Annotated in this window: 24 protein-coding genes; 7 read left to right on the forward strand and 17 right to left on the reverse strand. The window is 69.5% G+C overall.

Going from position 1 to position 24,201, the window contains the following annotated elements; all coding sequences use genetic code 11:
• The first annotated feature begins 75 nt into the window (after window positions 1-75).
• The 3 genes from IG75_RS0109885 to IG75_RS0109895 are packed head-to-tail and all read left to right on the forward strand — an operon-like array spanning window position 76 to window position 4,962.
• On the forward strand, window positions 76-2,436 hold the full coding sequence (locus IG75_RS0109885; protein ID WP_030520897.1) for a CaiB/BaiF CoA-transferase family protein: 2,361 nt from the start codon (window positions 76-78) through the stop codon (window positions 2,434-2,436).
• A gap of 42 nt (window positions 2,437-2,478) precedes the next feature.
• Window positions 2,479-3,426: a quinone oxidoreductase family protein gene (locus IG75_RS0109890; protein ID WP_030520898.1), complete on the forward strand. Its 948-nt coding sequence runs from the start codon at window positions 2,479-2,481 to the stop codon at window positions 3,424-3,426.
• A gap of 9 nt (window positions 3,427-3,435) precedes the next feature.
• Window positions 3,436-4,962 (forward strand): AMP-binding protein, encoded by a 1,527-nt coding sequence (locus IG75_RS0109895; protein ID WP_051714510.1) that lies wholly within the window; start codon window positions 3,436-3,438, stop codon window positions 4,960-4,962.
• A 45-nt stretch (window positions 4,963-5,007) separates the two neighbouring features.
• On the opposite strand, the gene IG75_RS0109900 is transcribed toward IG75_RS0109895, so the two are convergent.
• From IG75_RS0109900 to IG75_RS0109970, 14 genes are all read right to left on the reverse strand, one after another.
• Complete coding sequence (locus tag IG75_RS0109900) at window positions 5,008-5,892, reverse strand: IclR family transcriptional regulator (RefSeq protein ID WP_030520900.1); 885 nt, start codon at window positions 5,890-5,892, stop codon at window positions 5,008-5,010.
• Between the two features lie 113 nt (window positions 5,893-6,005).
• Window positions 6,006-6,827, reverse strand: a complete 822-nt coding sequence (locus IG75_RS0109905) for an alpha/beta fold hydrolase (RefSeq protein WP_030520901.1) — start codon at window positions 6,825-6,827, stop codon at window positions 6,006-6,008.
• Entirely contained in the window at window positions 6,827-7,147 is a 321-nt protein-coding gene (locus tag IG75_RS0109910) for a 4Fe-4S dicluster domain-containing protein (RefSeq protein ID WP_030520902.1), read from the reverse strand. The genes IG75_RS0109905 and IG75_RS0109910 overlap by 1 nt, the downstream gene beginning before the upstream one ends.
• Window position 7,148: 1 nt before the next feature.
• Window positions 7,149-8,159, reverse strand: coding sequence for an NAD(P)/FAD-dependent oxidoreductase (locus IG75_RS0109915; RefSeq protein WP_030520903.1), 1,011 nt, complete (start codon window positions 8,157-8,159; stop codon window positions 7,149-7,151).
• A gap of 64 nt (window positions 8,160-8,223) precedes the next feature.
• Window positions 8,224-8,373: a hypothetical protein gene (locus tag IG75_RS39030; RefSeq protein ID WP_156060981.1), complete on the reverse strand. Its 150-nt coding sequence runs from the start codon at window positions 8,371-8,373 to the stop codon at window positions 8,224-8,226.
• Between the two features lie 41 nt (window positions 8,374-8,414).
• Window positions 8,415-9,245, reverse strand: coding sequence for an ABC transporter permease (locus IG75_RS0109925; RefSeq protein WP_030520904.1), 831 nt, complete (start codon window positions 9,243-9,245; stop codon window positions 8,415-8,417).
• On the reverse strand, window positions 9,242-10,108 hold the full coding sequence (locus IG75_RS0109930; protein ID WP_030520905.1) for an ABC transporter ATP-binding protein: 867 nt from the start codon (window positions 10,106-10,108) through the stop codon (window positions 9,242-9,244). Before IG75_RS0109930 ends, IG75_RS0109925 begins: the two co-directional genes overlap by 4 nt.
• Complete coding sequence (locus tag IG75_RS0109935) at window positions 10,105-11,085, reverse strand: ABC transporter substrate-binding protein (protein WP_030520906.1); 981 nt, start codon at window positions 11,083-11,085, stop codon at window positions 10,105-10,107. Before IG75_RS0109935 ends, IG75_RS0109930 begins: the two co-directional genes overlap by 4 nt.
• 356 nt (window positions 11,086-11,441) lie before the next feature.
• Window positions 11,442-12,314: an alpha/beta fold hydrolase gene (locus tag IG75_RS0109940; RefSeq protein ID WP_030520907.1), complete on the reverse strand. Its 873-nt coding sequence runs from the start codon at window positions 12,312-12,314 to the stop codon at window positions 11,442-11,444.
• A gap of 58 nt (window positions 12,315-12,372) precedes the next feature.
• Entirely contained in the window at window positions 12,373-13,326 is a 954-nt protein-coding gene (locus IG75_RS0109945) for a DODA-type extradiol aromatic ring-opening family dioxygenase (protein ID WP_030520908.1), read from the reverse strand.
• Window positions 13,326-14,660: a M20 family metallopeptidase gene (locus tag IG75_RS0109950; protein WP_030520909.1), complete on the reverse strand. Its 1,335-nt coding sequence runs from the start codon at window positions 14,658-14,660 to the stop codon at window positions 13,326-13,328. The genes IG75_RS0109945 and IG75_RS0109950 overlap by 1 nt, the downstream gene beginning before the upstream one ends.
• Window positions 14,661-14,790: 130 nt before the next feature.
• Window positions 14,791-16,101, reverse strand: a complete 1,311-nt coding sequence (locus IG75_RS0109960; RefSeq protein ID WP_030520910.1) for an aromatic ring-hydroxylating oxygenase subunit alpha — start codon at window positions 16,099-16,101, stop codon at window positions 14,791-14,793.
• Between the two features lie 80 nt (window positions 16,102-16,181).
• Complete coding sequence (locus IG75_RS0109965; RefSeq protein ID WP_030520911.1) at window positions 16,182-16,598, reverse strand: hotdog family protein; 417 nt, start codon at window positions 16,596-16,598, stop codon at window positions 16,182-16,184.
• The gene (locus IG75_RS0109970) at window positions 16,595-17,080 is read right to left on the reverse strand and encodes a MaoC family dehydratase N-terminal domain-containing protein (protein WP_030520912.1); all 486 of its coding nucleotides are present in this window, start codon (window positions 17,078-17,080) and stop codon (window positions 16,595-16,597) included. The genes IG75_RS0109965 and IG75_RS0109970 overlap by 4 nt, the downstream gene beginning before the upstream one ends.
• Window positions 17,081-17,181: 101 nt before the next feature.
• On the opposite strand from IG75_RS0109970, the gene IG75_RS0109975 reads away from it, so the two are divergent.
• The gene (locus IG75_RS0109975) at window positions 17,182-18,033 is read left to right on the forward strand and encodes an alpha/beta fold hydrolase (RefSeq protein WP_030520913.1); all 852 of its coding nucleotides are present in this window, start codon (window positions 17,182-17,184) and stop codon (window positions 18,031-18,033) included.
• Window positions 18,034-18,133: 100 nt separating this feature from the next.
• Here the strand turns inward: IG75_RS0109975 and IG75_RS0109980 are convergent, their stop codons facing one another.
• Window positions 18,134-18,952 (reverse strand): AraC family transcriptional regulator, encoded by an 819-nt coding sequence (locus IG75_RS0109980; protein ID WP_345703658.1) that lies wholly within the window; start codon window positions 18,950-18,952, stop codon window positions 18,134-18,136.
• A 135-nt stretch (window positions 18,953-19,087) separates the two neighbouring features.
• Between IG75_RS0109980 and IG75_RS0109985 the strand changes: the two genes are divergently transcribed.
• Window positions 19,088-19,750 carry an alpha/beta fold hydrolase gene (locus IG75_RS0109985; protein ID WP_030520915.1) on the forward strand — a complete coding sequence of 221 codons (663 nt, stop codon included), beginning with the start codon at window positions 19,088-19,090 and terminating at the stop codon, window positions 19,748-19,750.
• 98 nt (window positions 19,751-19,848) lie between these two features.
• On the opposite strand, the gene IG75_RS0109990 is transcribed toward IG75_RS0109985, so the two are convergent.
• Both IG75_RS0109990 and IG75_RS0109995 read right to left on the reverse strand, forming a co-directional pair.
• Window positions 19,849-20,874 (reverse strand): NAD(P)H-dependent amine dehydrogenase family protein, encoded by a 1,026-nt coding sequence (locus tag IG75_RS0109990; RefSeq protein ID WP_051714511.1) that lies wholly within the window; start codon window positions 20,872-20,874, stop codon window positions 19,849-19,851.
• Window positions 20,875-20,945: 71 nt separating this feature from the next.
• Window positions 20,946-21,773, reverse strand: a complete 828-nt coding sequence (locus tag IG75_RS0109995) for an SDR family oxidoreductase (protein ID WP_210436798.1) — start codon at window positions 21,771-21,773, stop codon at window positions 20,946-20,948.
• A gap of 95 nt (window positions 21,774-21,868) precedes the next feature.
• On the opposite strand from IG75_RS0109995, the gene IG75_RS0110000 reads away from it, so the two are divergent.
• Entirely contained in the window at window positions 21,869-22,486 is a 618-nt protein-coding gene (locus IG75_RS0110000; protein ID WP_051714452.1) for a TetR/AcrR family transcriptional regulator, read from the forward strand.
• Between the two features lie 135 nt (window positions 22,487-22,621).
• On the forward strand, window positions 22,622-24,193 hold the full coding sequence (locus tag IG75_RS0110005) for an alpha/beta fold hydrolase (RefSeq protein WP_051714453.1): 1,572 nt from the start codon (window positions 22,622-22,624) through the stop codon (window positions 24,191-24,193).
• Window positions 24,194-24,201: the final 8 nt, after the last annotated feature.

The raw sequence follows: 24,201 nt of genomic DNA on the forward strand, positions 1-24,201 counted from the left end.
CGGTTCACCCGGTATGTGCTCGCGCACCGGGTGCACCGGCCACGCACTACGAGATCGCCGAAGAACGGAGCAATCATGGTCGAGTCCGCCGTCCGGGTCGTGGAGTTGTCCACCCCTTTCACCCGCTTCGCGGGCCGGGTTCTCGTCGGGCTCGGTTATGAGGTGATCCTGGTCGAACCGGTCGGCGGGGATCCGGCCCGGGCCGACGCGGACGGCCGTTCGTTCGCGCACTGGCACGCCGGGAAGAAGTCGGTGGTGCTGGACGTGGACACCGAGACCGGCCGCGGGGCGCTGGCTCGCCTGGTGGCGACCGCGGATGTCCTGCTCGACGGCAGCCCACCCGGAGCCGAACCCATCGCCCCGGAACCCGGCCCACTCGTGCACGTCCGGGTGACCCCGTTCGGTCTGGACGGCCCCCGCGCGGCGTGGGCGGCCACCGACCTCACCGTCGCCGCACTGGGTGGCATGCTCGCCCAGGTGGGTGATCCCGACGGCCCACCGCTCGCGCTGCCGGAGAACCAGGCCGAACAGCTCGCCGGCGTGAACGCGGCAGTAGGCGCGCTGCTCGGGTTGCGGGCCCGGCGCCACGGCCCGGTTCCGGTCGTCGATATCTCCGCCCAGGAGTGTGTCGCCGCGAGTCTCGAGGCCGGCACGCTGGCCTATCTGCACGAGGACCGGGTACCGACACGCCCGGGCCGGGTCCATCCGCTGGTCCCGCACGGCCTCTTCCAGGCTGCCGACGGTTATGTGGGCGGCGGGCTCGGCGGTAGTCCGCGGATGTGGGACGCCCTGCTCGAGTGGCTGGTGCAGGAGAACGCCGCCGACGATCTGACCGACCCCCGCTGGGCCGACCCGGTGGAACGCAAACTCCATCAGGAGCACATTTTCCAGGTGGTCCAGCGGTTCCTGGCGAAATGGCCCAAGCAGGAATTCGCGGTGGCCGCACAGAGCCGGAAACTGCCCTGGTCGGCGGTCGATCGGCCGGATGAGCTCCTGCTCAACCCCCAGCTCAACGATCGCGACTTCTTCCTCGACGTGGTCGAGGACGGCGCGGTGTCCCGGGACCTCGGCTTCGGTTTCGCCTTCCCGGAGGGCGCCCGGATGCGCGAACTCGCGGTGGCGCGGCCCGGCGAACACCAGAGCCTCGTCCCCACGGCGCCGACGGCCGGTGTCACCGCTTCCGGTACCAGGGCGACCGCATCCGATACCGCGGCCGGGCAGCTGCCGCTGGCCGGTCTGCGGGTCCTCGATCTCACCTGGGTACTGGCCGGGCCCTACTGCACCCGCATCCTGGCCGATCACGGTGCCGAGGTGATCAAGGTGGAATCGCTGGGCCGGCCGGACCCGACCCGCTTCGCACCGTTCATGCACCTGTCCCGGAGCGGCCACGACGATCCGGACACCAGCGGCTATTTCAACGATGTCAACCGCAACAAGCGCAGCATCACCCTGGACACCCGCTCCCCCGCGGGCCTCGAGGTGCTCGCCGACCTGCTGACACACAGCGATGTGGTGGTGGAGAACTTCAGCTCCACCGTGCTGACGCGCATGGGTTTCGGCTACGACCGGCTGCGTGCGCTGCGGCCCGATATCGTCTACGTCTCCATGTCCGGTACCGGGCACACCGGTCCGCGCAGCGGATGGGTGTCCTACGCCGACATCGTCTCGGCGGCCACCGGTTTGACCGCGTTGACCGGGTGGAATGCCGACGAGGTGGTCGGCGTGATCTACGGTCACGGCGATATCGTCGCCGGGTTGCAGGCGGCGACCGCGGTCCTGGCCGCCCTCGAATACCGCGACCGCACCGGCCGCGGCCAGCACATCGACCTGTCCCAGCTCGAGGCGATGGCGTCGCATATGGGCACCAGCGTGCTGCGGTCGACCGCGTCCGGGCGCCCCTGCGTACCGATCGGCAATACCCACCCCGCCATGGCACCGCACGGTGTGTACCGCTGCCTGGGGCCCGACCGCTGGTGCGCGATCGCGGCGCGCGACGACGCCGACTGGCGGCGGCTGTGCGCGGTGATCGAACGCCCGGAGTGGGCGGGAGACCCCCGGTTCGGTACCGCCGCCGCGCGCCGGGCGGCAGCGGGCGCCATCGACGCGGCGATCACCGCGTGGACCGCGGTGCTGCCGGTGGAAGTGGTCGCCGAACGATTGCAGCGCGCGGGGGTGCCGGCGGGGCCGGTGCGGACCGGGCGCGATCTGGTGGAGGACGATCCGCAGCTGCGCGACCGGGAGTACTACGTGCGCGGAGTACATCCGAAAGCCGGTCCCGTCCTGCACGAAGGTTCACCCATCCGGGTGGGCGGACCGGCGGCGGTGCGCCGCGCCGCGCCGCTGCTGGGCGCCGATACCGACACCGTGCTGCGCGATATCGCGGGGTACTCGTCCGGCACCATCGAGCGGCTGCGCGCCCGCGACGTCCTGACCTGACCGCTCATCGATACCCACAGCACACGAACCAGAGGAGAGATCATGCGTGCCGCCCGGCTCCACGACTTCGGCGCAGACCCGGTCGTCGACGACATCGACGTACCGAAACGGAAACCCGGGCAAACCCTGGTCCGGATCGACGCCGCCGCACTCGGCCACCTCGACCTGACCATCGCGAGCGGCACTTTCGATGTCCGCCCGGACCTGCCGCATATCGGCGGCACCGACGGGGCGGGCACCGTGGTCGAATCGGACACCTTCGCGCCGGGAACCCGGGTACTGGTCCGCGGCGGCGGTGTCGGGTTGTTCAAGGACGGCTGCTGGGCCGAGTATCTGGCCGCGGCCGACAAGGTCTTCACCCCGTTCGACCCCGCGCTCGACCCGACGGTCGCGGCCACCTTCCTCCTGCCGAGCACCACCGGGTACGTCGCGGTGCACGATATCGCCCGGGTCGCCGCGGGCGAGCGCGTGATCATTTCCGGTGCCTCGGGCGCGGTCGGTTCGATGGCGGCGCAGTTCGCGCTGGCGGCGGGGGCGGCCGAGGTGATCGGGGTGGTGCCGCGGGCGGACCAGGCCGCGTTGCTGCCGCCCGGGGTGCGTGCGGTGGTCGGGCGGGGCGCGCAGGTCGCGGCGGCGCTGGGCACCGAGCCCGTGGCCGATGTGCTCGTCGATACCCTCGGCGGCGATCTGCTGCCCGTGCTGCTGCGGCGTATCGTGCCCGGCGGCCGGGCCGCCCTCATCGGCTACACGCTGGGTACCGAACTCGCGATCGACCTCCCGAACTGGTTGCTGGCCGATGTGGCGCTGCTTCCGGTCAATATGATCCGCAAAACCGCCCGGCAGGCGGAGCTGGCGCCGAAGCTGATCAGCATGCTGGTGGCCGGCGAAGTCCGGCTGGCCGTCCAGCCCTTCCCACTCGACGAGATCGCCGGTGCGTTGCGGGCCATGCGGGAGGGGAAGGTCGCCGGGCGCGCGGTGGTTACTCCCTGAGTGTGTGCCGTGACAGTTTCCGCGCCCGGTTCGTTGCCGGTGGACCCGACCATTCCCGCGCTGCTGCGCGACCGGGCGGATCGCCGCGGCGATCACCTCGCGCTGCGGGCGGGTTCGACCGCGCTGACCTATCGGGAGCTCGCGGACCGCGTCGCGGCCGTGGCGGGGGCGCTGGCACAGCAGGGTGTCCGGGCCGGGGATCCGGTGGCCGCACTGTCACGCAACCGCATCGAACTCGTCGATCTGCTGCTGGGTTGCGCCTGGCTGGGTGCGGTGGCCGTACCACTGAACACCGCGCTGCGCGGTGACTCCCTGGCCCATGTGCTGACCTCTTCCGGTGCCCGGTATCTGCTGCTCGAGGCCGAATTCGCCGGCCGGGTCGCCGAGGCCGGATACGACGGGGTCACCTGGGTGATCGGCACCGGTCCGGCGCCCGGCCCGCATGGCCGGCCCCGCCCGGCCGCCGCGGTGTCGGCGCTCGACCCGGCGGCGGTGCTGTTCACCTCCGGGACCACCGGCCTGCCCAAAGGCGTCCGCTGTCCGCACGCACAATTCCTGTGGTGGGGCCACGGTGTCGGCGCCTCGCTGGATCTCGGCCCCGACGATGTGCTCTACAACGGTCTGCCCCTGTTCCACACCAATGCGATCAACGCCGTCTTCCAGGCCTTCGTGGCGGGAGCCACCTTCGTCCTCGGCGAGCACTTCTCGGTACGCGAACACTGGCGGCGCGTGGCCGACGCCGAAGCGACGGTGATCTATCTGCTCGGCGCCATGGTCGCCATGCTCGCCGGACGGCCACCGGCGGAACTCGATCGCGCGCACCGGGCCACCCGCGCGCTGGCCCCCGCCACCCCGGCCCACCTGTGCGCACCGTTCCGGGAGCGGTTCGGTGTCGAGCTCGTCGACGGATTCGGCAGCACCGAGACCAATCTCGTACTCGGTAGTCTGCCCGGCGCGCGCCGGGCCGGCTATCTGGGCACGATCATGCCGGGCTACGACGCGGCGGTCGTCGACGAGGCGGGCGCCCCGGTGGCCGACGGTGACCCCGGCGAACTCATGGTGCGTACCGAGCGTTACGGCGCCTTCGCTCTCGGCTATCTCGGGGAGCCCGTCCCCGAGCCGGATGCGTGGCGGCGGACCGGCGACCGGGTGGTCCGCGAACCCGACGGCTGGTTCCGCTTCGTCGATCGCATCAAGGATGTTATCCGCCGGCGCGGGGAGAACATCTCGTCGGTGCAGGTCGAGCAGGTGCTGGCGCGGCATCCGGCGGTCGCTCAGGTCGCCGTGTTCCCGGTGCCGTCGGAGCTGGCCGAGGACGAGGTCATGGCTGCCGTGGTCCCCCGGCCGGGCGAATCGGTCGACCCGGCGGCGCTGCGCCGGTTCGCGGCGGCAGAGCTGGCCGGTTTCGCCCTCCCGCGCTATATCGACGTGGTGACCGAACTGCCGCTCACCGAGACCGGCAAGGTCCGCAAGGCCGAACTGCGCGCCCGCGGAGTCGGCGTGAACACCTGGACGGCCGAATCGAACGCTTCCTGACCGGCGTGCGCATCGGTCGGGTGCCTTGCGTTGTCGGCGCCGGATTCACCTACCGCATCCGTTGAGCGAGCACAGCGCCGGCGTGCACATCGCCGCGCTGTCCGGTGAGCTGTGGTGACATCGCATCGCCTGCAGTGCCCGGCTGATGCCCACCCCCGCGGTACGCAGCGCGCCGGTCACCCGGCTGACATTGAGCCGGGCGGTGGGCCCGGTGACCGACAGCGCGCCGGCGATCGTCTGGGGACCGGTGAACACGGGCACCGCGACGCTCATATAGCCGAGCCTGGTCTCCTCCACCTCCACCGCGATCTGTTCCCGGCGCATCCGCTCGAGTTGCTGCCGCAGCACCGACACCGACATGGTGGTGCGCGAGGTGAGCGCGGTGAAACCCTGTTCGACCACCTCCGCGAACACCGATTGCGGGGAGAACGCCAGGATCATCTTGCCGGTGGCGGTGCAGTACAGCGGCAACCGTCCCGCGACCCGTGACTGCTGTTGCAGACCGCGGTGGCCGACGATCTTCTCGATGTAGAGCACGTCGATCCCGTCGCGCACCGCGAAATGCACGGTCTCCTGCGTCGCGATCAGCAGATCCTCCATATAGGGCAGGGCCGCGTCGCGCAGGATCCGCTGCCGGGGCACCAGCTGACCGAGTTCGAAGAGGCGCAGGCCGAGCCGGTATTTGGTGCCGGACCGCTCCAGCAACCCCCATTCGACCAGCTCACCGGCCAGCCGGTGCACGGAGGCCTTCGCGACACCGCTGCGCCGCGCCAATTCGGTGAGCGCGAGATCGCGGTGCTCGTTGTCGAAGGCGTCCAGGATCATCCGCGCCTTGCTGAGCACCGACGACATCTCGGTGCCCTGGGCGGCCGCCGGTTCGAGGGAAAGATCCGGACCGAGCTCCGCCGGTCGGTGTGCGGCTGCCGTCATGCTGACCTCCTGGCGCCTTCCCGGCACCCTCCGTCGAGGGCCCGGACGGCGAAACTCGCCGGACTCGTGACGCTAGCGCAACACACCAGCGACCTGCATCACACCGGGTCCGCTCAGCGGACCCGGTTCATCGTCGCATTCTCGCGGAGAAAGCGGCGCACCGCGGCGGCGACCGGGACCGCCTCGCGTTCGATCAGCGCCACTGTGCCGTCCGTGAAGATCACCTCGTCCACCACGGCGGCGCCGGTGAGCCGGGCGCGCAGGATGGGCAGGTTCCGGATGGAGAAGGGGTCGGCCCCGGCGCCCAGCAGCAGCACCGGCGCCCGCACGGTGGCGATCCGGTCCTCCATGCGGTAGCGGGCACACGCCCGGTGACCTTCGGCCGGGTCCACGCCGAAGGCGAGCGCATCGCGCAGGAACCGGTCCAGCAGGTCGGTTCCGGGCTGTGGATAGTAGGGGCGGCGCTGTTCCCACAGTGCCCGCAGATGTCCGCCGTCCGGGGTCCGCTCGGCTCGATCCACCGCCGGTCCGTCGGCGTGCGCGCGACGATAGTCCGCATCCGCCCACGGACAGGACGACAGGATCAACGCCGCCACCCGCTCGCGGTAGGCGACGGCCATCTCCAATGCCACGGCGGCACCGGTGTGATGCCCCAGGACCGCCGCCACCGGGATCTCCAAGGCGTCCAGCAACGCCCGGGCGCCCGCGGCGAACGCCTCGATGGTCTGCGGCGCCGGCAGTGCGGCGCTCGCCCCGAACCCGACCATATCCATCGCGATCACCCGATGATCGGGGGCGAGCAAGGGCAGCAGTTCGCGGAACTCGTCCCAGGAGCGCGGTGTCTGGTGCAGCAGCAACAGTGCGGGCCCGGTGCCCTGTTCGGCGTAGTGCAGCTGACCGAACGCGGTATCGGCGTACCCGAACCGGAGGCCCATCAGTACTCCGCGATCATGGTGGTGTCCACGCCGATGGCTTCGATCTTCGCGGCGCCCCCGGGATTGCCGACCGGCTCGTCGCGACCGGGCAGGACTTCGGTGAAGAACCGCAGTGCGTCCTGTTTGAATTCCGGATCGGCCTTGCGGTCCACGGTGATCGCCTCGACCGGGCAGGCCAGTTCACAGGCCCCGCAGTCGATACATTCGGCGGGATTGATGTAGAGCTTGCGGCCGCCCTCGTAGATGCAGTCGACCGGGCACTCCTCCATGCAGGAGCGGTCCATGGTGTCGATGCACGCTTCACCGATGACGAATGGCATATCAGTTCTCCTGTTCGGTGGAGTGGCCGGGAAAGATGTCGGCGTCGGGATCGAGTGCCGCGGCGGCGTTGTTGACGGCGGTGGCCGCCTCGCCGAAACCCACCGCGATCAGCCGGACCTTGCCCGGATACTCGGTGATGTCTCCGGCCGCGTACACGCGCGGGACGGTGGTCCGCATGCGGGTGTCGACGACGATGTGCCGGGACTCGATGCGCATGCCCCAGCCGGTCATGGGCCCGAGGTCGGCGGTGAAGCCGAGCGCGGCGATAACGGACTGGGCCGGCACCGTCGTGGTCGTCTTATCGACCCGGTGGTGGATATCGACCTCGGAGATCCAGCCGTTGCCCCGGACGTCGGTCACGTCGGCGTTCACCAGCATGCGCACGCTGCTGTCCCGGACGCGGGCGACCGTGGCGCTGTGGGCGCGGAATCGGTCGCGCCGGTGCACCAGGGTCACCGAGGCCGCGATCGGTTCGAGGTGGACCGCCCAGTCGAAGGCGCTGTCGCCGCCGCCGACGATGACGACATCACGGCCGCTATGCGCGGACAGGTCGGGGACGAAGTAGCTGAGGCCGCGATCCAGGAAATCCAGCCCCTGGGTGAGCGGGCGCGGTGTGAAGGTCCCGATACCGCCGGTGACGACGACCGCGCCGGCGATGACGGTGCGCCCGGTACTCGTCCCGACCACTACCCGGCCGTCGGCCGCGTGGTCCACGGTCTGTGCCTGCTCCCCCAGCAGATATACCGGGTCGTACGGCGCGGCCTGGGCCAGCAGCCGGTCGATCAGTTCCCGGCCTTTCACCGCCGGGAACCCCGCGATATCGAGGATGGCCTTCTCCGGGTACATCGCGCTCACCTGCCCGCCGGGTTCGGACAGCGCGTCCATCACCGCGACCCGCAGTCCGCGGAAACCCGCGTAATATGCGGCGAACAGTCCGGCCGGTCCGGCGCCGACGACGAGAATGTCGACCTCGCGGGCGGTGCCGGTCGACGCGTGGGGCGATTCGTTCATACCGTGCACGCTAAGAGCGTTGCGACACCGGAGAAATGAATCCGGTCCGGTGAACAGACCCGGTTCACGGGGCGGGCGGGGCGCCCTCGGGCACGACGAACGGCGGGCCCTCGGTACGGCTACCGAAGAACCCGCCGTGCGTGGTCGGTGTCCGGCCGGCCCGGGTGCCCTCGTCGAACCCGGGCCGGACGCGGCCGACCGGTTCCGGTGCCACCGGCAACCGGACGGTACGCACCGGCCTCCGGCTACCGCCGGTTACTTGACGCCGTAGCGTCCGAGGAACCTGGTCGAGACCAGGCGCAGTACTCGGTCGAAAACGAAACCCATGATGCCGAGCACGATGATGCCCACGAACGTCCAGTCGATCCGCCCGTAGTTGCGGGCCTGCCAGATCATCGAGCCGAGGCCGTGTTCGGAGGCCACGATCTCGGCGGACACGATGGTCAGGAAGCTGTTGCCCATGGCCAGCCGGGCGCCGGTGACGATCCCCGGCACCGACGACGGCAGGACCACGGTCTGCATGATCTGCAACCGTCCGGCACCGAGATTGGTCGCCGCCTGCAGTTTGTTCTCGCTGATGGAGACGGTGGCGGCGATCGTGCTCACGGTGACGATGAACACCGAGGTGTAGAAGATCAGCACCACCTTGGAGGTCTCGCCGATCCCGAACCACACCACCGCCAGCGTCACGAACGCGATGGGCGGAATGAACCGGAAGAATTCGATATAGGGGTCGAGCAACTGCCGGATCAGGTTGAACCGGCCCATCAGGATGCCGATCGGGGCGCCGACCACGACGCCCAGGCTCCAGCCGAGCAGGATGCGCTGCCCGGAGGCCACGACCGAGGTCCACAGCACACCGCTGTCGGCCAGTTCCCCGGCGGCCTTCCACACTTCGGCCGGGGAGGCGATCGTGGTCGGGCCGTACCACCAGGCCAGGAACGACCAGACGGCGAGTCCGATGAGCGCCGAGGCGATCCACAGCGCGCCGGTGCGCAGGATGCCGCTGCCGTTGCGGGTGCCGGCGCGCCGCGCCGGTACCGTGCGGGCGCCGCGCGGCGCCCGGATCTCCGCCACCGCGGTCATGCCTTCTCCTCCTCGATATCCCGGACGTCGCCGAGATCCTCTTCCAGACCCTGATTGCGCAGCGACGCCACCACTTCGGCGCGGATATCGTCGCGCAGCCGCTCGTACAGTTCGATGACCTCGGGGTTCGCCCGATCCCGCGGACGGGGCGCGGCCACGTCGTAGACGCTCTTGATGCGCGCCCGCGGCCCCGCCGTCATCACCACCACGCGGTCGGCCAGGGTCAGGGCCTCGTCGATATCGTGGGTGACGAACACGACCGTGCATCCGGTGTGCCGCCAGATCTTGTCCAGTTCGGTCTGCAGCACCTGGCGGGTCTGCGCGTCCAGCGCGCCGAACGGCTCGTCCATCAGGACGAGCGAGGGCTGATTGGCCAGTACGCGCGCGATCTGCACCCGCTGGCGCATACCACCGGAGAGCTGGGCGGGGAATTTCGCGCCCGCATGTGGGAGACCGACCATCCCCAGATATTCGGCGGCGATCCGCGCCTGCTCGGCCTTCTTCGCACCGTGCATCCGGGGGCCGTAGGCGACGTTCTGCGCGACGGTCATCCATTCGAACAGCGCTTCGGAACTCTGGAAGACCATCCCGGCGTGCGGATTGCTCCCCGCCACTTCGTCGCCGTCGCAGACGATACCGCCCGCGGTGGGCCGGACGAACCCGGCCATGGCCGACAGCAGTGTCGATTTCCCGCACCCGCTCGGTCCGAGCAGGCAGACGAATTCACCGGGCCGCACCGCGAGGTCGATTCCGGCGACGATCTCGGCGGACCCGAAGTTGATGTCCAGATCCCGGATCTGCACCGGTACACCCTTGTCCGGGGCACCGGTGGCGGCCGCGGCGGCAGCGGTGGTCACGGTCATTTCTTCTCCTCCTTGTACCAATCGAGCAGCATGGCCGACCGCAGGTCGGGCTGCTCCGAGAGGACGCCGATGTCCTGGTAGAAATCGACGATCGTCTGCGCCGACGCGATATCGTCCGCACCGAGATTCGTGACCCCGAAATCGATTTCGCCGACCGCGGCGACGGTCTGTTCCTCGTCGACATTGACCGCCGCCTTGGTGGCCGCCGCGGCGAGCGCGGGATCCTGTTCCACCCGCGCGCTGGCCGCCGCGAGCACCTGCGCGAACTGCTGTGCCTGGTCCGGGTTGGCGGTCAGCCAGGGTTGCGTCGAGATCGCCCAGTGGTGATAGAACCAGTCGTAATCGCCGGTGACCGCGACCACATGCCCGGTGCCCTGCGCCACCGCGGTGCTCGGCCACGGCTCCCACAGCACATAGCCGTCGATATCGCCGCGCGCGAGCAGCGCCGGCATATCGCTGGGCGTGGCCGAGATCATCTCGACGGCGCCGGCGGGCACCCCGTGGGCCCGCAGGTACTTGTCGGTCGAGATCTGGCCCAGCCCGGGTACCACGCCGACCTTCCGGATATCGGCGGGACCGGTGATGCCGGTACGCAGCACCACCTTGATGTAGTCGCCGGAGGCCTCGTAGGCGAACATCGCCCGCAGCGACGGATTCTGCCGGAGCTGGGAGATCGTGGTGGTGTCGGAACTACCCGCCAGCTGGACCTGGCCACTGGCCAGGGCGTCGACGGCTTCCCCGCCCCGGCCGAACTGGACCAGTTCGACGTCCAGTCCCGCATCCCGGAACATGCCCTCCTGGTCCGCGAGGAAGAACGCCGCGAACGAGGCGTCGATGCCCACCGCGACCCGGATCGGCCCGCTCCCGTTCGTCGCTGTATCCCGGGTCGCCGGTCTGGTGCAGGCCCCGAGCGCGACCGCGAGTGCCACCGCGAGTACCGCCAGGACCACCTTGCCCGGTCTGGATCGCCACGCCATATCTGTACCTCGCTCTGTGATCTGGACCGCATTCACGGTGCCATGGACAGGGAACCTATCCGCTACCCGGGAGCACACGAACGAACGCGGTCCGCCGTACGGACCGGGACCTCGGCGTCACGGTAACCCGCAGGCCCGCCGGTATCGGCGGCCCACCACGGATCTATTTCACGGGTGTGACCAGCATGTTTCCCAGACTTTGCCGGGCGGTTGCCCTGCGGCCGCAACGGTGCCGGACCCAGCCCGGTGGGTGCGGAACGGCGGGCGCGGTACCCACCGAGCCGTATCCCGAGACGCCGGAAGCCGGCCGCACAGTGTGCGGCCGGCTTCCGGCGTCTCCTGCGAAAGGCGAGCGATCAGGCGGCCGACTTCGCCCGTGCCGAGGCCTCGGCCAGGAATTCGAGACTGAGCGGGTTGTACTCGGCGGCGTGTTCGTGCTGCGGCCAGTGCCCGCACGCGGGGTAGAGCTGCAACCGGGCACCCGGAATATCGGCGGCCAGTTTCTCCGCCTCGGGGACATCGCCGAACGGATTCTGCTGACCCCACACCACCAGGGTGGGCGCGGAGATCCGTGCCAGCCGATCCGGCCGGAGCAGGTTGCGCTGCCGGGTCTCCATGTCCTGCAGGGACAGCAGGTTGTGGATATTGGCCACGAAATCGGGCTGATGGTAGATCCGGTGCCGGACCTGCACCAGCTCTTCGGTGGCGTCGGCGGCATCGTGCATCAGCAGGCGCAGGCGGGCCCGGGTGAGCTCGATATCGTCGGTCTCCACGGCCTTGATGGTCGAGGTGCGGATGCGCTCCATGACCTCCGGGTTGGCCACCGTACCGCCCGCGGCGAGCAGTTGCAGCGAGAGCACCCGCTCGGGGTGGTCACCGGCCAGATACGCCGCGACCCAGCCACCCAGGGATTCGCCGACCAGATGTACCTTCTCCAGGCCGGCGGCGTCGAGGTAGTCGAGCAGATGGGTGACATAGCGGGGGATCTCGTACGGATAGTCGGGTTTGCCGGTGTAGCCGTGGCCGAGCATATCGATGGCATGGCATTCGTATCGGTCCGCGTGCGCGGCGATATTGCGGGCGAAGGCCTCGAGGTGACCGCTGGTGCCGTGCAGGAATACCACCGCCTCCGCACCGTTACCGGCCTGGAGCGCCCGGGTCGGGATACCGGCGGCGTCGACGGTTTTCAGAGCGAAATCCACGCCGGTCAGTTCGTGCCAGATCGTCATAGTCAATCCTTTTCGTGAAATCGGATGTCGCGAGAGCGGAGACAGCGCTGCGCGATGATCAGCGGACGGCGGCTTGCCGCGCCGGATCCAGTACGGTGACTCCCATACCGGTGAGCCATTCCGGGACCACTTCGTAGGCCAGCCGTTCCCCCGGGATGTACTCGAGCATCGCGGCCATCATCAGCCAGGTGCGCAGCTCCTGAGCCCCGTTGCCCGCCGCGTCCTCGAGTTCGCCGGTGGTGTATCCGGCCAGTTCGGCGGCTTTGCCGAGGGTGAACAATTCGAGGACCCGGTTGTCGAACTCCGGGGAGATCGCGGCCTCGGCGGCCCGGATGATCTGGCGCCGGCGAACGTCGTAGTCCGCCCAGTTCTCCCGGCCGTCGAGCCAGGCCCGCACCATGAAGTCCTCGTCGTCGCCGTGCGGATCACGCCAATCCGGCCAGGGCAGCCGATGCGAGAGACCACCGGAGGCGATCACCACCACCCGCCGATCGTCCGGGTACGCGGCGACGGCCTCGCGCAATGCCGCCGCGAGTTCCGCGCAGCGGGCGAAGGTCGGCAGCGGCGGCGCGAAAACATTCACCACCAGCGGCACAACGGGCACCTCGAGACCGGCGAGCAGGTACTGGATGGCGTGCGACTGCCCGTGGTCGATCTGCAAGCGCGCCGAGAACGCCGGATCGAACCGGCCGCCTTCGATCAGCGCATCGGCCAGATTCCGCGCGAAGCCGATATCGACATGTTGCGGGCCCGCGGGAGTGCCCGACTCCCCGCTGGCGTGGCATTCGCCGACACCGAGGGTGAAGGGCGGGATCAGATCCAGCCAGAATCCGCGAAAATGGTTGGAGCCGAGCAGGATCACCACATCCGGGCGCGCGGCGGCGATCCGGTCGCGCGCGGTGTACAGGGCGTCGCGGAAACGCTCCGCCTCCGCCTTGTGGGTCGTCTGCTCCCAGTGGGTGTTCATCAGGGTGCTGTGCGACGCGCCCACCCCCAGCACGATCTTCGCCATCAGTCGATTCCTACTTCCTCGAGTGTGCGGGTCGCGGTATCCACCGCGACCCGCACGAGATACCGGGTGAACCGCTCCGCGGCCCGCAGGTCCACCGTGTTCATTCCCCTGGCGAAATCCACCTCGAACGGAGCGTCGGCGACCTTCGGCATCCCCACCCGCACGGTCGGAATTCCTCTGCCACGCAGAATGTTCGCGTCGGTCGCGCCACTGGCGTCGCGGAGATCGCGGTGCGGTTGCCCCTCCACCGCCTCCCAGGCCGCGACCGCGCTGCGGCACAACCACATCCCGGGATCCGACGATTCACCGGGTATCGCCAGGATCTGCGCCACGTCGATACGTACGTCGAGGTCGGCCGCGATCTCGCGCACCGCGGCGAGCAATTCCCGTTTGGCGGCGGTCGGGGTGGTGCGCGGGCCGATCCGCAGATCCACCATCATGCGTACCTGTTCCGGGGTGAACGAGGCTGTGCGCTGCCAGCCGCCGTGGATATTCGCGACCATTCCCTGCGGGAACACCAGCCCGTCCCGGTGCGCCCGCGAGTATTCGGGAAACCACTCCTCCAGGCGCAGCGCCACCGCCCCGGCCACCGCCACCGGATTCCGATAGGGCAGCCGGTGCCGCGATCCCACATAGGTATGGGTGCCGTGCACGATGATCTCGAACCAGGTCAGGCCCACCTCCTCCCAGGAGACGGTCCATCCGGGTTTGGCGATGAGTGCGAAATCCGCCCACACCCCCTGTTCCAGGAGGAATGAGCAACCCACCCCCTGGCCGGTGTTGTGCCGCGGATTGCCCACACCCGGGCGGGCATCGGTCGGCATGCCGCCCGCCCCGAAGGCGGCGATCAGATCGCCGGTCAGCGGTATCCCGGCCGTATGGACGGCCTCGACCGCCGCCATCACGCAGGCGGCGTGCCCCTTGGGGTTCGATGCACCGAGACCGGCCACGTAGTCGCCGTCCACCACCGCGTGCGGCCGCATATCCGGGCGCAGGCCGGCGCCGGCCCACGGTAGGTCCTCCGAATCGTTTCCACTGGTCACGGTATCTATCGGGGCGTAGAGCATGAGGTCGGGACCGGTGCCGGCGCCGGGCACCCGGGCCCACGAGTTCGCCTGCCGGTCGTCGAGGTCCATCGTGTGGGCTTCGATACCGGCGCCGGCGAGCACCTCGGTGATGTGCCGGGCCAGCGGCGCCTCGTCACCGGTCGGGCTGGCGATATCCACCAGACCCGCGGTCAATTCGCGCAACCGGCCGTAATCCACCGCCGCCCAGGCTTTTTCGACCCATTCGCGGCGCTGCCCGTCGAGCCCGCCCAGGGGGTCGGCCGTCATCTCGGGGTGACCGAGTGGATCTGGGTGTTGTTCCGCGCGGCCAGATAACGCCAGCCGATCGGCGCGCCGACGGCCAGCAGTACCCCGGCCAGCACACCGCCACAGATCTTGCCCATGATGTCCTCCTTCGCTATTCCGCCCCGGCGGAGCCGGCGGTCCCGGTACCCGAGGCACCGTTCGACGTGGTCGATGCGGGTTTCTCCGCGGCCCGCGCACGACGTTCCCGGACCGGCCGCACCGGTTTCGCCGGCTCGTGGGTCGCGGCCTCGGCGATGCGGCCGGCGTATTCCTCTTCGGCGAGGTTGCGCCACGCGGTGAGCGAGATATCGGGCCGGTAGAGCTTCTCCGGCGGCGCGTCGGTGACGCTCACCATCCATTCGTCCTGGCCGGAGAACTGGCCGTGGAACAGCCAGCGGATCGCACCCAGATATTTCGCGTAGAAACCCAGCTTGTGGACACCGGTGACGAAGTTGACCATCAGCCCCACATAGTTGTGCCGGTCGTCGTCCACCGGTACGTAGAACTCGTAGTGGATGAAGTTCGGGTACGCGATGCGCAGCACACCGGGCATGGACAGCGACGCGAAGCCCGGGAATTTCTGCGCCTCGATCACCGGGTTCGTCTTCAGCCCGGCTCCTACATTGCCGATCTGGGAGATACGGGTCTCGTCGGGGTTCTTCTTCCACCAGCGTTTGTTGCTCCATTTTCCGACGCCGGGGAAATCGGCCTCCCAGTGCACCTCGTCCTGGACTCGGAAGATCCAGCGGCCCTCGGGCACGATCCGGGTGATGTTCCAGGTGGGCATGGGTTTGAACAACCGCCACAGCGACGTGCGGTGCAGGTACTTCGCGTGCCCCTCATCGAAACCGTTCTCGCACGCGAAGCGCCAGTTCCCGCGGCGCGGCTGGATCCGGCCGCCCACGATGCCCTCGTTCTCCACCAGTTCGCGGGGCAGTTGGTCGTCGATCGGCGGCGCCGGCTCGTTGCCGATCGGGATGTACACCCACACCAGCCCCAGCCGTTCGGCCACCGGGTAGGTCTGCACCGACAGCTTGCCGCACACCTTCGAATCGGGTCCGTCGGTGATGACGGCGGCGAGTTTGCCGTCGGTCAGCCGGAAGGTCCAGCCGTGGTACGGGCAGCTGACGGTGCCCGGGAACTGCTGATCGCCCTCCGACAGGGGTACACCCCGGTGGGGACACCGGTCGTGCAGGGCATAGGCGGTCCCCGCGTCGCGGATCAGCGCGAGCTTTTCGCCGCAGATCGTATAGCTGCGCGGTGTTCCGGTGATGTGGTTCGACCACGTCACCGGGTACCAGTAGCCGCGGTAGCCGCTGCCCGCCTTGTCGTAGTACGGCCAGGCGGTCCAATCCTGCCGGCCGGCCGCCCGCGCCCGCTCCGGGAGCGTGGGCCGGGTCTCCGGTGCCTCCACACCAGTCATATGCGTTCCTCTCGAAGCGAGATCGTCCGGTGCACCGATCTTGGGCCGGAGGACGCCGCGACCCAATGGATCGGGTTCGCTCAGCAGACCGGATCCGACCCGAGCCGGAGCATGGCGCGTCCCGCCGCGCAGAGGGTCCCTGTCTCGTCGTGTTCTTCGAGGTGCAGGATCACCGTGTCGCCGGTGACGTCGCCGACCACACCGGTGACGGTGAGCGTGGTACCCACCGCGGCGGGCGCCCGGTTCCGCCATTCCACCGACCGCACCGCCGCGGGATCGCCCGCGAAACGGGCGGCCGCGCGAAAGAACAGAGTGCCGTGCAGTTGGGCCATGACCACGGTGCCGTCGAGCCCTTCCGCACGGGCGGCCGGAGTGTCGTAGTGGATACGGTGCGCGTTGTGGGTGGCGGCGCCGAAACGCTGGATGCGCACCGGGTCGGTGCGCAGTTCGACCCGTGCGACGGTGTCGCCCACACGCACCACAGATGACCCGGTCATCGGACGATGAACTTTTCGGTGACCGAGGCCAGCGGTCCGGCCGCGGCCGCGCGGTAGCTCTTCCGCACCGTGATCAATACGAAACGGCCGTCCGCCCGGCCCTTCCACTCGACCCGGTCCACCGTCCGGTGCACCTCGATCTCTTCCCCGAGCGGCGGCGGCCGGTGGAAGTCGATGTTCTGCCCGCCCGCCATGAGACGCACGTCCAGACCGGCCGTGCCCGGTACTTCGTCGGCGAACATACCGTCGGCGCGGTATTCCTCGTCCCGCGCGCCCCACGGCCCCCGCAACAGGCTGGGCAGATAGAGCGGGTGCACCGCGAACGCCGGGTGATCGGTCTCGAGGTATCGCGGGTCGTCCTCCGCGCAGGCGCGCGCGAAGGCGATGGTCTCCGCGGCGCGCACCCGGCCGAGCTCCCGGCGTTCCACCGTGCCGAGCAGAGCCGTGGCCCGGGCGTGAACGGTCTCCAGTTCGTCTGTCATGGGCCGACGCTAGGAGCCCCCGCACCACCCGGCAACAGGCCGGGACCGGCCAGCGGACCGCGGTACTTTGCCGCTGCGCGGGTTTCGGGTCAGGTGGGCGTATGGCACCTCCACCGAACAGCTCGTACGCCACGGCGTCCGGCGTCACGTTCCACTACCACGATCTGGGTACGGGTTCCCCGACCCTCTTCCTGCACGGTGGCGGCCCCGGCTGCACCGCTTGGTCGGACTTCGGCCCGGTGGCCCCGCTGTTCGCCCGCGACCGCCGCGCGATCCTGGTCGACCTGTTGCAGTACGGACGCTCGGACAAATGCACCATCACCGGCCCGATGTGGGATTTCCACGCCGCGAAAACGGTGGCCCTGCTGGACGAGCTGGCGATCCCCCGGGCGGATTTCGTCTGCAACTCCTGGGGCGGGACGATCGCGCTGAACCTCGCCGCCAAATACCCCGAGCGGGTGCGCTCCCTGGTGATCACCGGCAGTATGCCGGTGTTCTACGGGCCCCTCGCGCCCCTCCCCGAAGGCGGGCGCCGCGGACGCAACGCCCGCGATATCTACTACGGCGGTACGGGCCCCACCCGGGAGAAGATGCGTGAACTCATCACCCGGCTCGAATGGTTCGACGGCGCCGAGCTGCCCGAGGAAACGCTCGATATGCGCTATCGGCAGAGTCTGGACCCCGAGGAGATCGCGCTGGCGGCGCGTTCGGACAATCCGCGCGGCGAATGGCAGGACCTGACGGCGGAGCTCGGGTCGATCCAGGCGCCCGTGCTGTTCGCCTGGGGTATGCACGACGCGTTCCTCACCCCGGATTACCCGCTGATGCTGGCGCGGATGATTCCGCACGGTCATCTCTATGTGATGGACCGGGCCTCGCACCATCTGCAGGAGGAACGCCCGGACGACTACTACAGCGTGGTCACCGGGTTCCTGAACCAGCGGCACCCCTGACCGCGGGCCGGTTGTCGCCGGTCATGACGCCTCCGGGCCGCGCCCTGCCGCCGGCGCGAGCGCGAAACAGTGGGACGCGCGCACCACGGCCGGCCCGGAGTCAGGATTCGCGATCGGCACCGCGGCGGCCGGCCCGGTAGCGGCCAGGGGTGGTGCCGATGATGTCGGTGAAGGCGGCGATGAAACTGCTCGGATTGGACCATCCGCAGGCGTAGGCGGTCCGGGTGGTGTCGTGACCGTCGGCGAGGAGCACGAGCGCGTGGTAGATGCGCAGCTGGGTGCGCCATTCGTAGAAGGTCATACCGAGTTCGGTGCGTAGCAGCCGGCTCAGGGTGCGGGAGCCGGCTCCGACCGTCTTCCCGAGTTCGGCCAGCGAGGTGTTGTCCGCCGGATTCTCGGCGAGCATCCGCGCGAGGGACTGCAACCGGTCATCCTGTGGCTCCGGCAGATACAGCGGCTGCTCCCGTGTTTCCCGGAGTTCGTCCACCAGGACGCGAAGGAGCCGGGAACGGGCGGCGCGGCGGTAGACCGGCGCCGCACTGTCGGCGCCGGGCGGCGCGGTCAGGGCGAGCAGGACCTCACGCGCGAGACCGGAGGCCAGGAAGACGGCGGGCCGGTCGGGTATACGCCGGGCCAGGGCCGGCGCGAGGAAGACGATCCGCATATCGGTGTCGCCGTGGGCGCGGTGCCGGTGCGCGTAACCGGCGGGGGTCCAGGCGATCCGGTCGGCGGGGACGATCGACGTCCCGCGGTCGGTATGCACGGCCAGGACGCCGGTGGCCGCGTACACCAGATGCCCCTGTGCGTGTGACTGCACCGCGCTCACTCCACCGGACGGCCAGCGGTGCCGTCCGCCGGACGGCCATACGTCCGACGTGACGGTGGTGGTTCTCCGAGGTTGGCGGTGAACGGGCATCATGCGGCAGTTTATCGGTAGCCGGACACACGCCGGCGTGATGATCTGGAGTGGTTGTGAGCCGCGCACAGCGCCCCGCCGAACCACACGTCGTCGGGGACGCACCCCGATTCCGCGGCCCGAGAAAGGGAGAAGCCCATGGCGACGTACGTCCTCGTGCCCGGCGGATGGCACGGCTCATGGTCGTTCGACGCGGTGGTCCCGCTGCTCGAGCGTGCCGGTCACACCGTTCATGCGCTGACCCTGACCGGTTTACGGCCGGACGACGACGAGGCGACGGTGGCGACCGCCAACCTCGATACCCACGCCGCCGACGTGGTGCGCCTCCTCGATCGCGCCCATATCACCGGCGTGACGCTGGTCGGGCACAGTTACGGCGGGATGGTGATCTCCGCCGCCGCCGACCGTGCCCGGGGCCGGGTCGACCGACTCGTGTACCTCGACGCGTACGTGCCGCGCGACGGCGAGTCGTGCTGGTCGTCGACCACCGAGCGCTACCGGCACACGTTCCTCGCCGGCGCGGCGGGCACCGGCTACGCCGTGCTTCCGCCGGCCGGGGGCGATCCGCGCCGCCGACCCCATCCCCTCGCCTCGTTCGTGCAGAAGGTCCGGCTCACCGGCGCCGTCGACCAGATACGCCGGCGCGAGTTCGTCTACTGCTCCGGATGGGAAGACCGCACACCCTTCACCGGACTCCGCACCCGGCTCCGAGCCGATCCGGACTGGCAGGTGCACGACCTCCCGACCGGCCACGATGCGATGCGTGAGGCCCCGGCGGCCGTCGCCGGACTACTCACCTGAGCAGTCCGGCGGGAGGCGGTGATCTCGTACAGCCGCTGTGCGGACCGCACGGCACGGACGGCCGCGTATTCCGGGCCCGGTCGGCGAACCCGTCCGGCTCAGCGGATCGTGCCCGCCCCCGCGATCAGCGGTAGATCGAGGGGCGTGACCCAGCCGGGCGGCAGTTCGTTGACGGCCGGGACGGCGTTGAGGGCGCGCATACCGGTGGCCAGGCAGCCCGCGATCGCCGGGGTGCGGCCCGAACCGTCGGTGAAACGGAACGACGTCTCCTGTGAAATCGACGGGCTACCGACGATATCCACGCGATAGACGTCGTCGCGGGTGCCCGACGGCCAGTCCGGCGCGGCATCGTGACCGATCCGGTTGACGTGTTCGAGGGTGATCACCTCGCGGCCACGGTGAATACCGTTGACGGTGAACCGGATGGCCGCGACCGTGCCCGCCCGGACGGTGCCCTTCGCCGACGGGCGGTCCACGGGGGTGACCCATTTGTCCCATGTCGTGGTGATGCTGTCCAGCTGTATCCCCGCGGCGTCGGCGATCATCGGCACGGTCGGGCCCCACGCCATGATCAGCAGATCGGGATGTTCGAGCAGAGCGGTGAATTCCGGCGGTCTGCCGATACCCATCTCGAATTCGTAGTCGCCCTCGTAATCGGTGTAGTCCAGCAACTCCGAGGCCCGCACCGACTGCACCTCACCGCACAGGCCCATCAGGGTCATCGGGAACAGGTCGTTGGCGAACCCCGGATCGATACCCGTGGTGAAACAGGAGGCCCCGCCCGCCAGGCAGGCCTCGGTGATCGGGTCACGCCAGGCGCGGGGTGTCTTGTCCAGCGCCGGCCAGACCCAGGGCGTCATGGCGGTGGAACACACATCTATACCGGCGCGCAGGAATGCTTCGATCACCCGGATGTTCTCGTCGGCGAACTGGGCGGTGGGGCCGTAGTGCACCACCGCGTCGGGTCGCAGGGCGATCAATTCGTCGATCGAATCCGTCGCCACGGTCCCGGTTTCCGGGGCGCCGCACAGGTCGCCGGCGTCGAGTCCGACCTTCGCCGGGTTGCTCACGCCGACCCCGGCCAGCTCGAATCGCGGGTGGCGCAGGATCTCGGCCAGCACCATCGATCCGACGGTGCCGGTCCCCCACAGCACGATCCGCTTCTTGTCCTCGGTCACGGTGGCTCCTCACCTGGTCAACGATGGAATTCGCCGCAGTCCACGGTCAGCATCTGCCCGGTGACCGCGCTGGCCAGATCGCTGGCGAGGAAGAGTGCCGCGCGGGCGACTTCTTCCGGTCCGGCGAGGCGCAACAGGTCCGTGGGCGCGGCCTTCTCGCGGTAGATATCGTCGTGGGTCACGCCTGCCCGAGTGGCCAGCCAGTCGAAGTACGCCTTGTTGATGTCCTCGTACACGTACGAGGGTGCGACGCTGTTGACCCTGATACCGCGCGGACCCAGTTCCGTCGCGAGCGACGAGGCGAGATGCGCCAGTGCGCCTTTCGACAGTTTGTACCCGGAGTACTCGGGTTGCGAACTGTAGGACACGCACGAGTTGAGCATGATGATCGAGCCGCGGGTGGCCGCGAGCGCGTCCGCGAACAGCGCCGACAGACGCAACGGCGCCAAGACGTTCGTCTCGTTGGCGACGCGCAGCGCGGCGAGATCGATCCCGGTGATCGGGTCCATGGGCGGTATGGCGAAGGCATTGTTGATCAGGCAGTCGACCCGGCCGAATTCGGCCTGTACCCGCTCGGCCAGACCGGCCCGCTGTTCCTCGTCGGTGATATCGGCCGGAACCGGCAGCACCGTCGTACCGTCCGCCCGGATCTTCTCGGCCAGCCGCTCGAGCTTGCGTTCGGTTCGGCTCACCAGGACGAGGTGGGCGCCCATGGCGGCGGCCTCCACGGCGAGCGCGGTGCCCAGACCGGGGCCGACGCCGGAGATCACGACGACTCTGTCCTGTAGCAGGGGTACCGGCCGATAGGCCCGATCGACAGTGGCGGTGGCGGGGTCAGCGGACACGCCTGCTCCTCCCAGTACACAGTGGTTACACCGTGTAACGACTTTGTTGTGACAGACTGTAACGACTCCCGCTCCCGTGAACAAGGACCGATTCTGTGACCGCACGCCATCGTCTGGGCCCGCACCGCGACCCCGCCGTGGACCGGGCGGTACTCGAGGCCGCCCGCGATCTGTTGGTCGAGCGGGGTTACACCGCGACCTCCATCGACGCGATCGCCACCCGGGCGGGCGTCAGCCGGCCGGCGATCTACCGGCGCTGGCCGTCCAAGGCGCACCTGATCGCCAAGGCCGTGTTCCCGGATGTCGGCATGGCAGAGGACGCCCCCGATCTGGTCACCGAGGTGCGCAAGGTGATCCGCGGGACGATCCAGTTGTTCGGCTCGGCCGAAGCCCGCGCGGCCATGCCCGGGCTCATGTCCGATATGCGTGCGGATCCGAGCCTGTACGACAAACTCTCGGCCCGGCTGGATACGCCCACCCGGCAGGAACTGTCGGACTATCTGGCAGCGGGCCGTACCGCCGCCGGACCCACGGCGGATGCGAACACCCTGCTGGACACCATCGCGGGCGCGGCCCTGTTCGCCATGTGTATCCGCGATATCGATGATCTGGACGGTTTCGCCGCGTCGCTGGAGGATCTGCTGCTCCACGGGATCGCCGGACGGCGCGACGACGCCGACCGGTCCGGCGATCATGGTGACGCAGCGGGCTAGCGGGCCCGCGACGTCCTGCCGGTCGTCGACTCGCGCACCGACACCCCCGCCCGCTACAGGACACCGTCCGGCGCGGAATTCGCCGGTGTGACAGGATCGTTCGGTTCGTGACGCCGTACCGAGAAGGGCCCTGGATTGGATCTGCGTTTCGGAGCCGACACAGTGCACCGGGTCCGGCGCGCCGTACTGGCGCTCGCGGTCGGCGCCGGAGTTCTCGGTGCGCCGGCGCCGGCTGTGGCCGAGGACGGTATCGACCCCTATCTCGACCGCGCCGCCGAATCGGCGGACACCCCGTCGCTGCACTGGTCCGACTGCCAGGACGGGTTCCAGTGCGCGACTGCCCAGGTGCCGCTGGACTACAACCGGCCGCGGGACGACCGGATCGACTTGGCGGTCATCAAACTGCCCGCCACCGATCCGGGCCGGCGCATCGGCACCCTGTTCGTGCACTTCGGCGGTCCCGGCGCGTCCGGGGTCGACCGGCTGCGTGAACGAGGCCGGTGGCCGTGGCTTTTCTCCGAGGACCTACGGGCCCGATTCGACGTGGTCTCGTGGGATAGCCGTGCGGTGTCGCGGAGCGCCCCGGTGCGGTGCTTTCCGACGGAGGACGAACAGACGGCCTTCCTCGCCGCCATGCCGGCGATGCCGGCCGCCCCGGCCGAGGAGCCGCCGTTCTACGACTGGTCCGCCCGGTTCGCCGAGCGCTGCGCGCAGCAGGCGGGGCCGATCCTGAACCACGCGTCGACCGCCGACACCGCACGCGACCTCGATCTGTTGCGCCGCGCGGTCGGCGACCCGCTGCTCACCTATCACGGCATCTCCTACGGCACCCAGGTCGGCGCCGTGTACGCGAATATGTTCCCCGGCCGGGTCCGGGCCATGGTGTTCGACGGATCGCTGGACTTCGAGGGCAATATCAACGGCCACGACGGGCAGGGCACCAAGGTGCCACTGGACACCCGGCAGAACGTGGCCGACGCCATCTCCGCCACCTTCGACGCATTCCTGCGCCAGTGTTCGGAGGCGGGTCCGCGCTGCGCGTTCTCCGCGGGCGATCCGAAACCGAAGTGGATCGCACTCATCGAGCGGGCCCGGCTCGCTCCCATCGAGCTGGACGGCCGCGCGTGGACGTATTCGACGATCGTCAACGCGGCCGCCGGCCTGTCGCAGCCGTCCACGTTCCCCGACCTCGCCACGCTGCTGCAGCGATTGTTCGACGCGGGCACCGCCCTCCCGGGCCTGCTGCCGGCCGGTGCCGCGTCCATGGGCAACCGCACCGAGGCCTACCACGCGATCCAGTGCACCGACAGCACCGTGCCGACCGATACCGGCATCTACAGTCGCGCCGCGATATCGGAGGACCAGCGGGTACCGTACTTCGGCCGGGTCGCGGTGTTCAGCAGTATCACCTGCGCGTTCTGGCACGGTCACGCCGCCGACCGGTACACCGGACCGTGGAACCGGCACACCGCCGCGCCGATCCTGGTGCTCAACAACAGGTTCGACCCGGCCACACCGCTGGCCGGCGCCTACGACGGCGCCGGAGAACTGGCCCGCGCCGGGGTCGTGGTCACCGAGGGGGTGGGCCACAGCAGTATGTATGTGCCCAGCACCTGTACCGAACAGGTCAAGCGGGAGTATCTGTTCACCGGCGACCTCCCGCCCGAGGACACCCACTGCGCGGCCGACGGGTCACCGTTCGACTAGGTCCGGCG

It is taken from the genome of Nocardia rhamnosiphila NBRC 108938 (assembly GCF_000720425.1).
In the GTDB taxonomy this organism is placed as follows: Bacteria; Actinomycetota; Actinomycetes; order Mycobacteriales; family Mycobacteriaceae; genus Nocardia; species Nocardia rhamnosiphila.

Coding starts and splice junctions, on each gene's coding strand:
- IG75_RS0109885 (WP_030520897.1), top strand. CDS start 76: ATGGTCGAGTCCGCCGTCCGGGTCGTGGAGTTGTCCACCCCTTTCACC.
- IG75_RS0109890 (WP_030520898.1), top strand. CDS start 2,479: ATGCGTGCCGCCCGGCTCCACGACTTCGGCGCAGACCCGGTCGTCGAC.
- IG75_RS0109900 (WP_030520900.1), bottom strand. CDS start 5,892: ATGACGGCAGCCGCACACCGACCGGCGGAGCTCGGTCCGGATCTTTCC.
- IG75_RS0109905 (WP_030520901.1), bottom strand. CDS start 6,827: ATGGGCCTCCGGTTCGGGTACGCCGATACCGCGTTCGGTCAGCTGCAC.
- IG75_RS0109910 (WP_030520902.1), bottom strand. CDS start 7,147: ATGCCATTCGTCATCGGTGAAGCGTGCATCGACACCATGGACCGCTCC.
- IG75_RS0109915 (WP_030520903.1), bottom strand. CDS start 8,159: ATGAACGAATCGCCCCACGCGTCGACCGGCACCGCCCGCGAGGTCGAC.
- IG75_RS0109925 (WP_030520904.1), bottom strand. CDS start 9,245: ATGACCGCGGTGGCGGAGATCCGGGCGCCGCGCGGCGCCCGCACGGTA.
- IG75_RS0109930 (WP_030520905.1), bottom strand. CDS start 10,108: ATGACCGTGACCACCGCTGCCGCCGCGGCCGCCACCGGTGCCCCGGAC.
- IG75_RS0109935 (WP_030520906.1), bottom strand. CDS start 11,085: ATGGCGTGGCGATCCAGACCGGGCAAGGTGGTCCTGGCGGTACTCGCG.
- IG75_RS0109940 (WP_030520907.1), bottom strand. CDS start 12,314: ATGACGATCTGGCACGAACTGACCGGCGTGGATTTCGCTCTGAAAACC.
- IG75_RS0109945 (WP_030520908.1), bottom strand. CDS start 13,326: ATGGCGAAGATCGTGCTGGGGGTGGGCGCGTCGCACAGCACCCTGATG.
- IG75_RS0109950 (WP_030520909.1), bottom strand. CDS start 14,660: ATGACGGCCGACCCCCTGGGCGGGCTCGACGGGCAGCGCCGCGAATGG.
- IG75_RS0109960 (WP_030520910.1), bottom strand. CDS start 16,101: ATGACTGGTGTGGAGGCACCGGAGACCCGGCCCACGCTCCCGGAGCGG.
- IG75_RS0109965 (WP_030520911.1), bottom strand. CDS start 16,598: ATGACCGGGTCATCTGTGGTGCGTGTGGGCGACACCGTCGCACGGGTC.
- IG75_RS0109970 (WP_030520912.1), bottom strand. CDS start 17,080: ATGACAGACGAACTGGAGACCGTTCACGCCCGGGCCACGGCTCTGCTC.
- IG75_RS0109975 (WP_030520913.1), top strand. CDS start 17,182: ATGGCACCTCCACCGAACAGCTCGTACGCCACGGCGTCCGGCGTCACG.
- IG75_RS0109980 (WP_345703658.1), bottom strand. CDS start 18,952: ATGATGCCCGTTCACCGCCAACCTCGGAGAACCACCACCGTCACGTCG.
- IG75_RS0109985 (WP_030520915.1), top strand. CDS start 19,088: ATGGCGACGTACGTCCTCGTGCCCGGCGGATGGCACGGCTCATGGTCG.
- IG75_RS0109990 (WP_051714511.1), bottom strand. CDS start 20,874: ATGGTGCTGGCCGAGATCCTGCGCCACCCGCGATTCGAGCTGGCCGGG.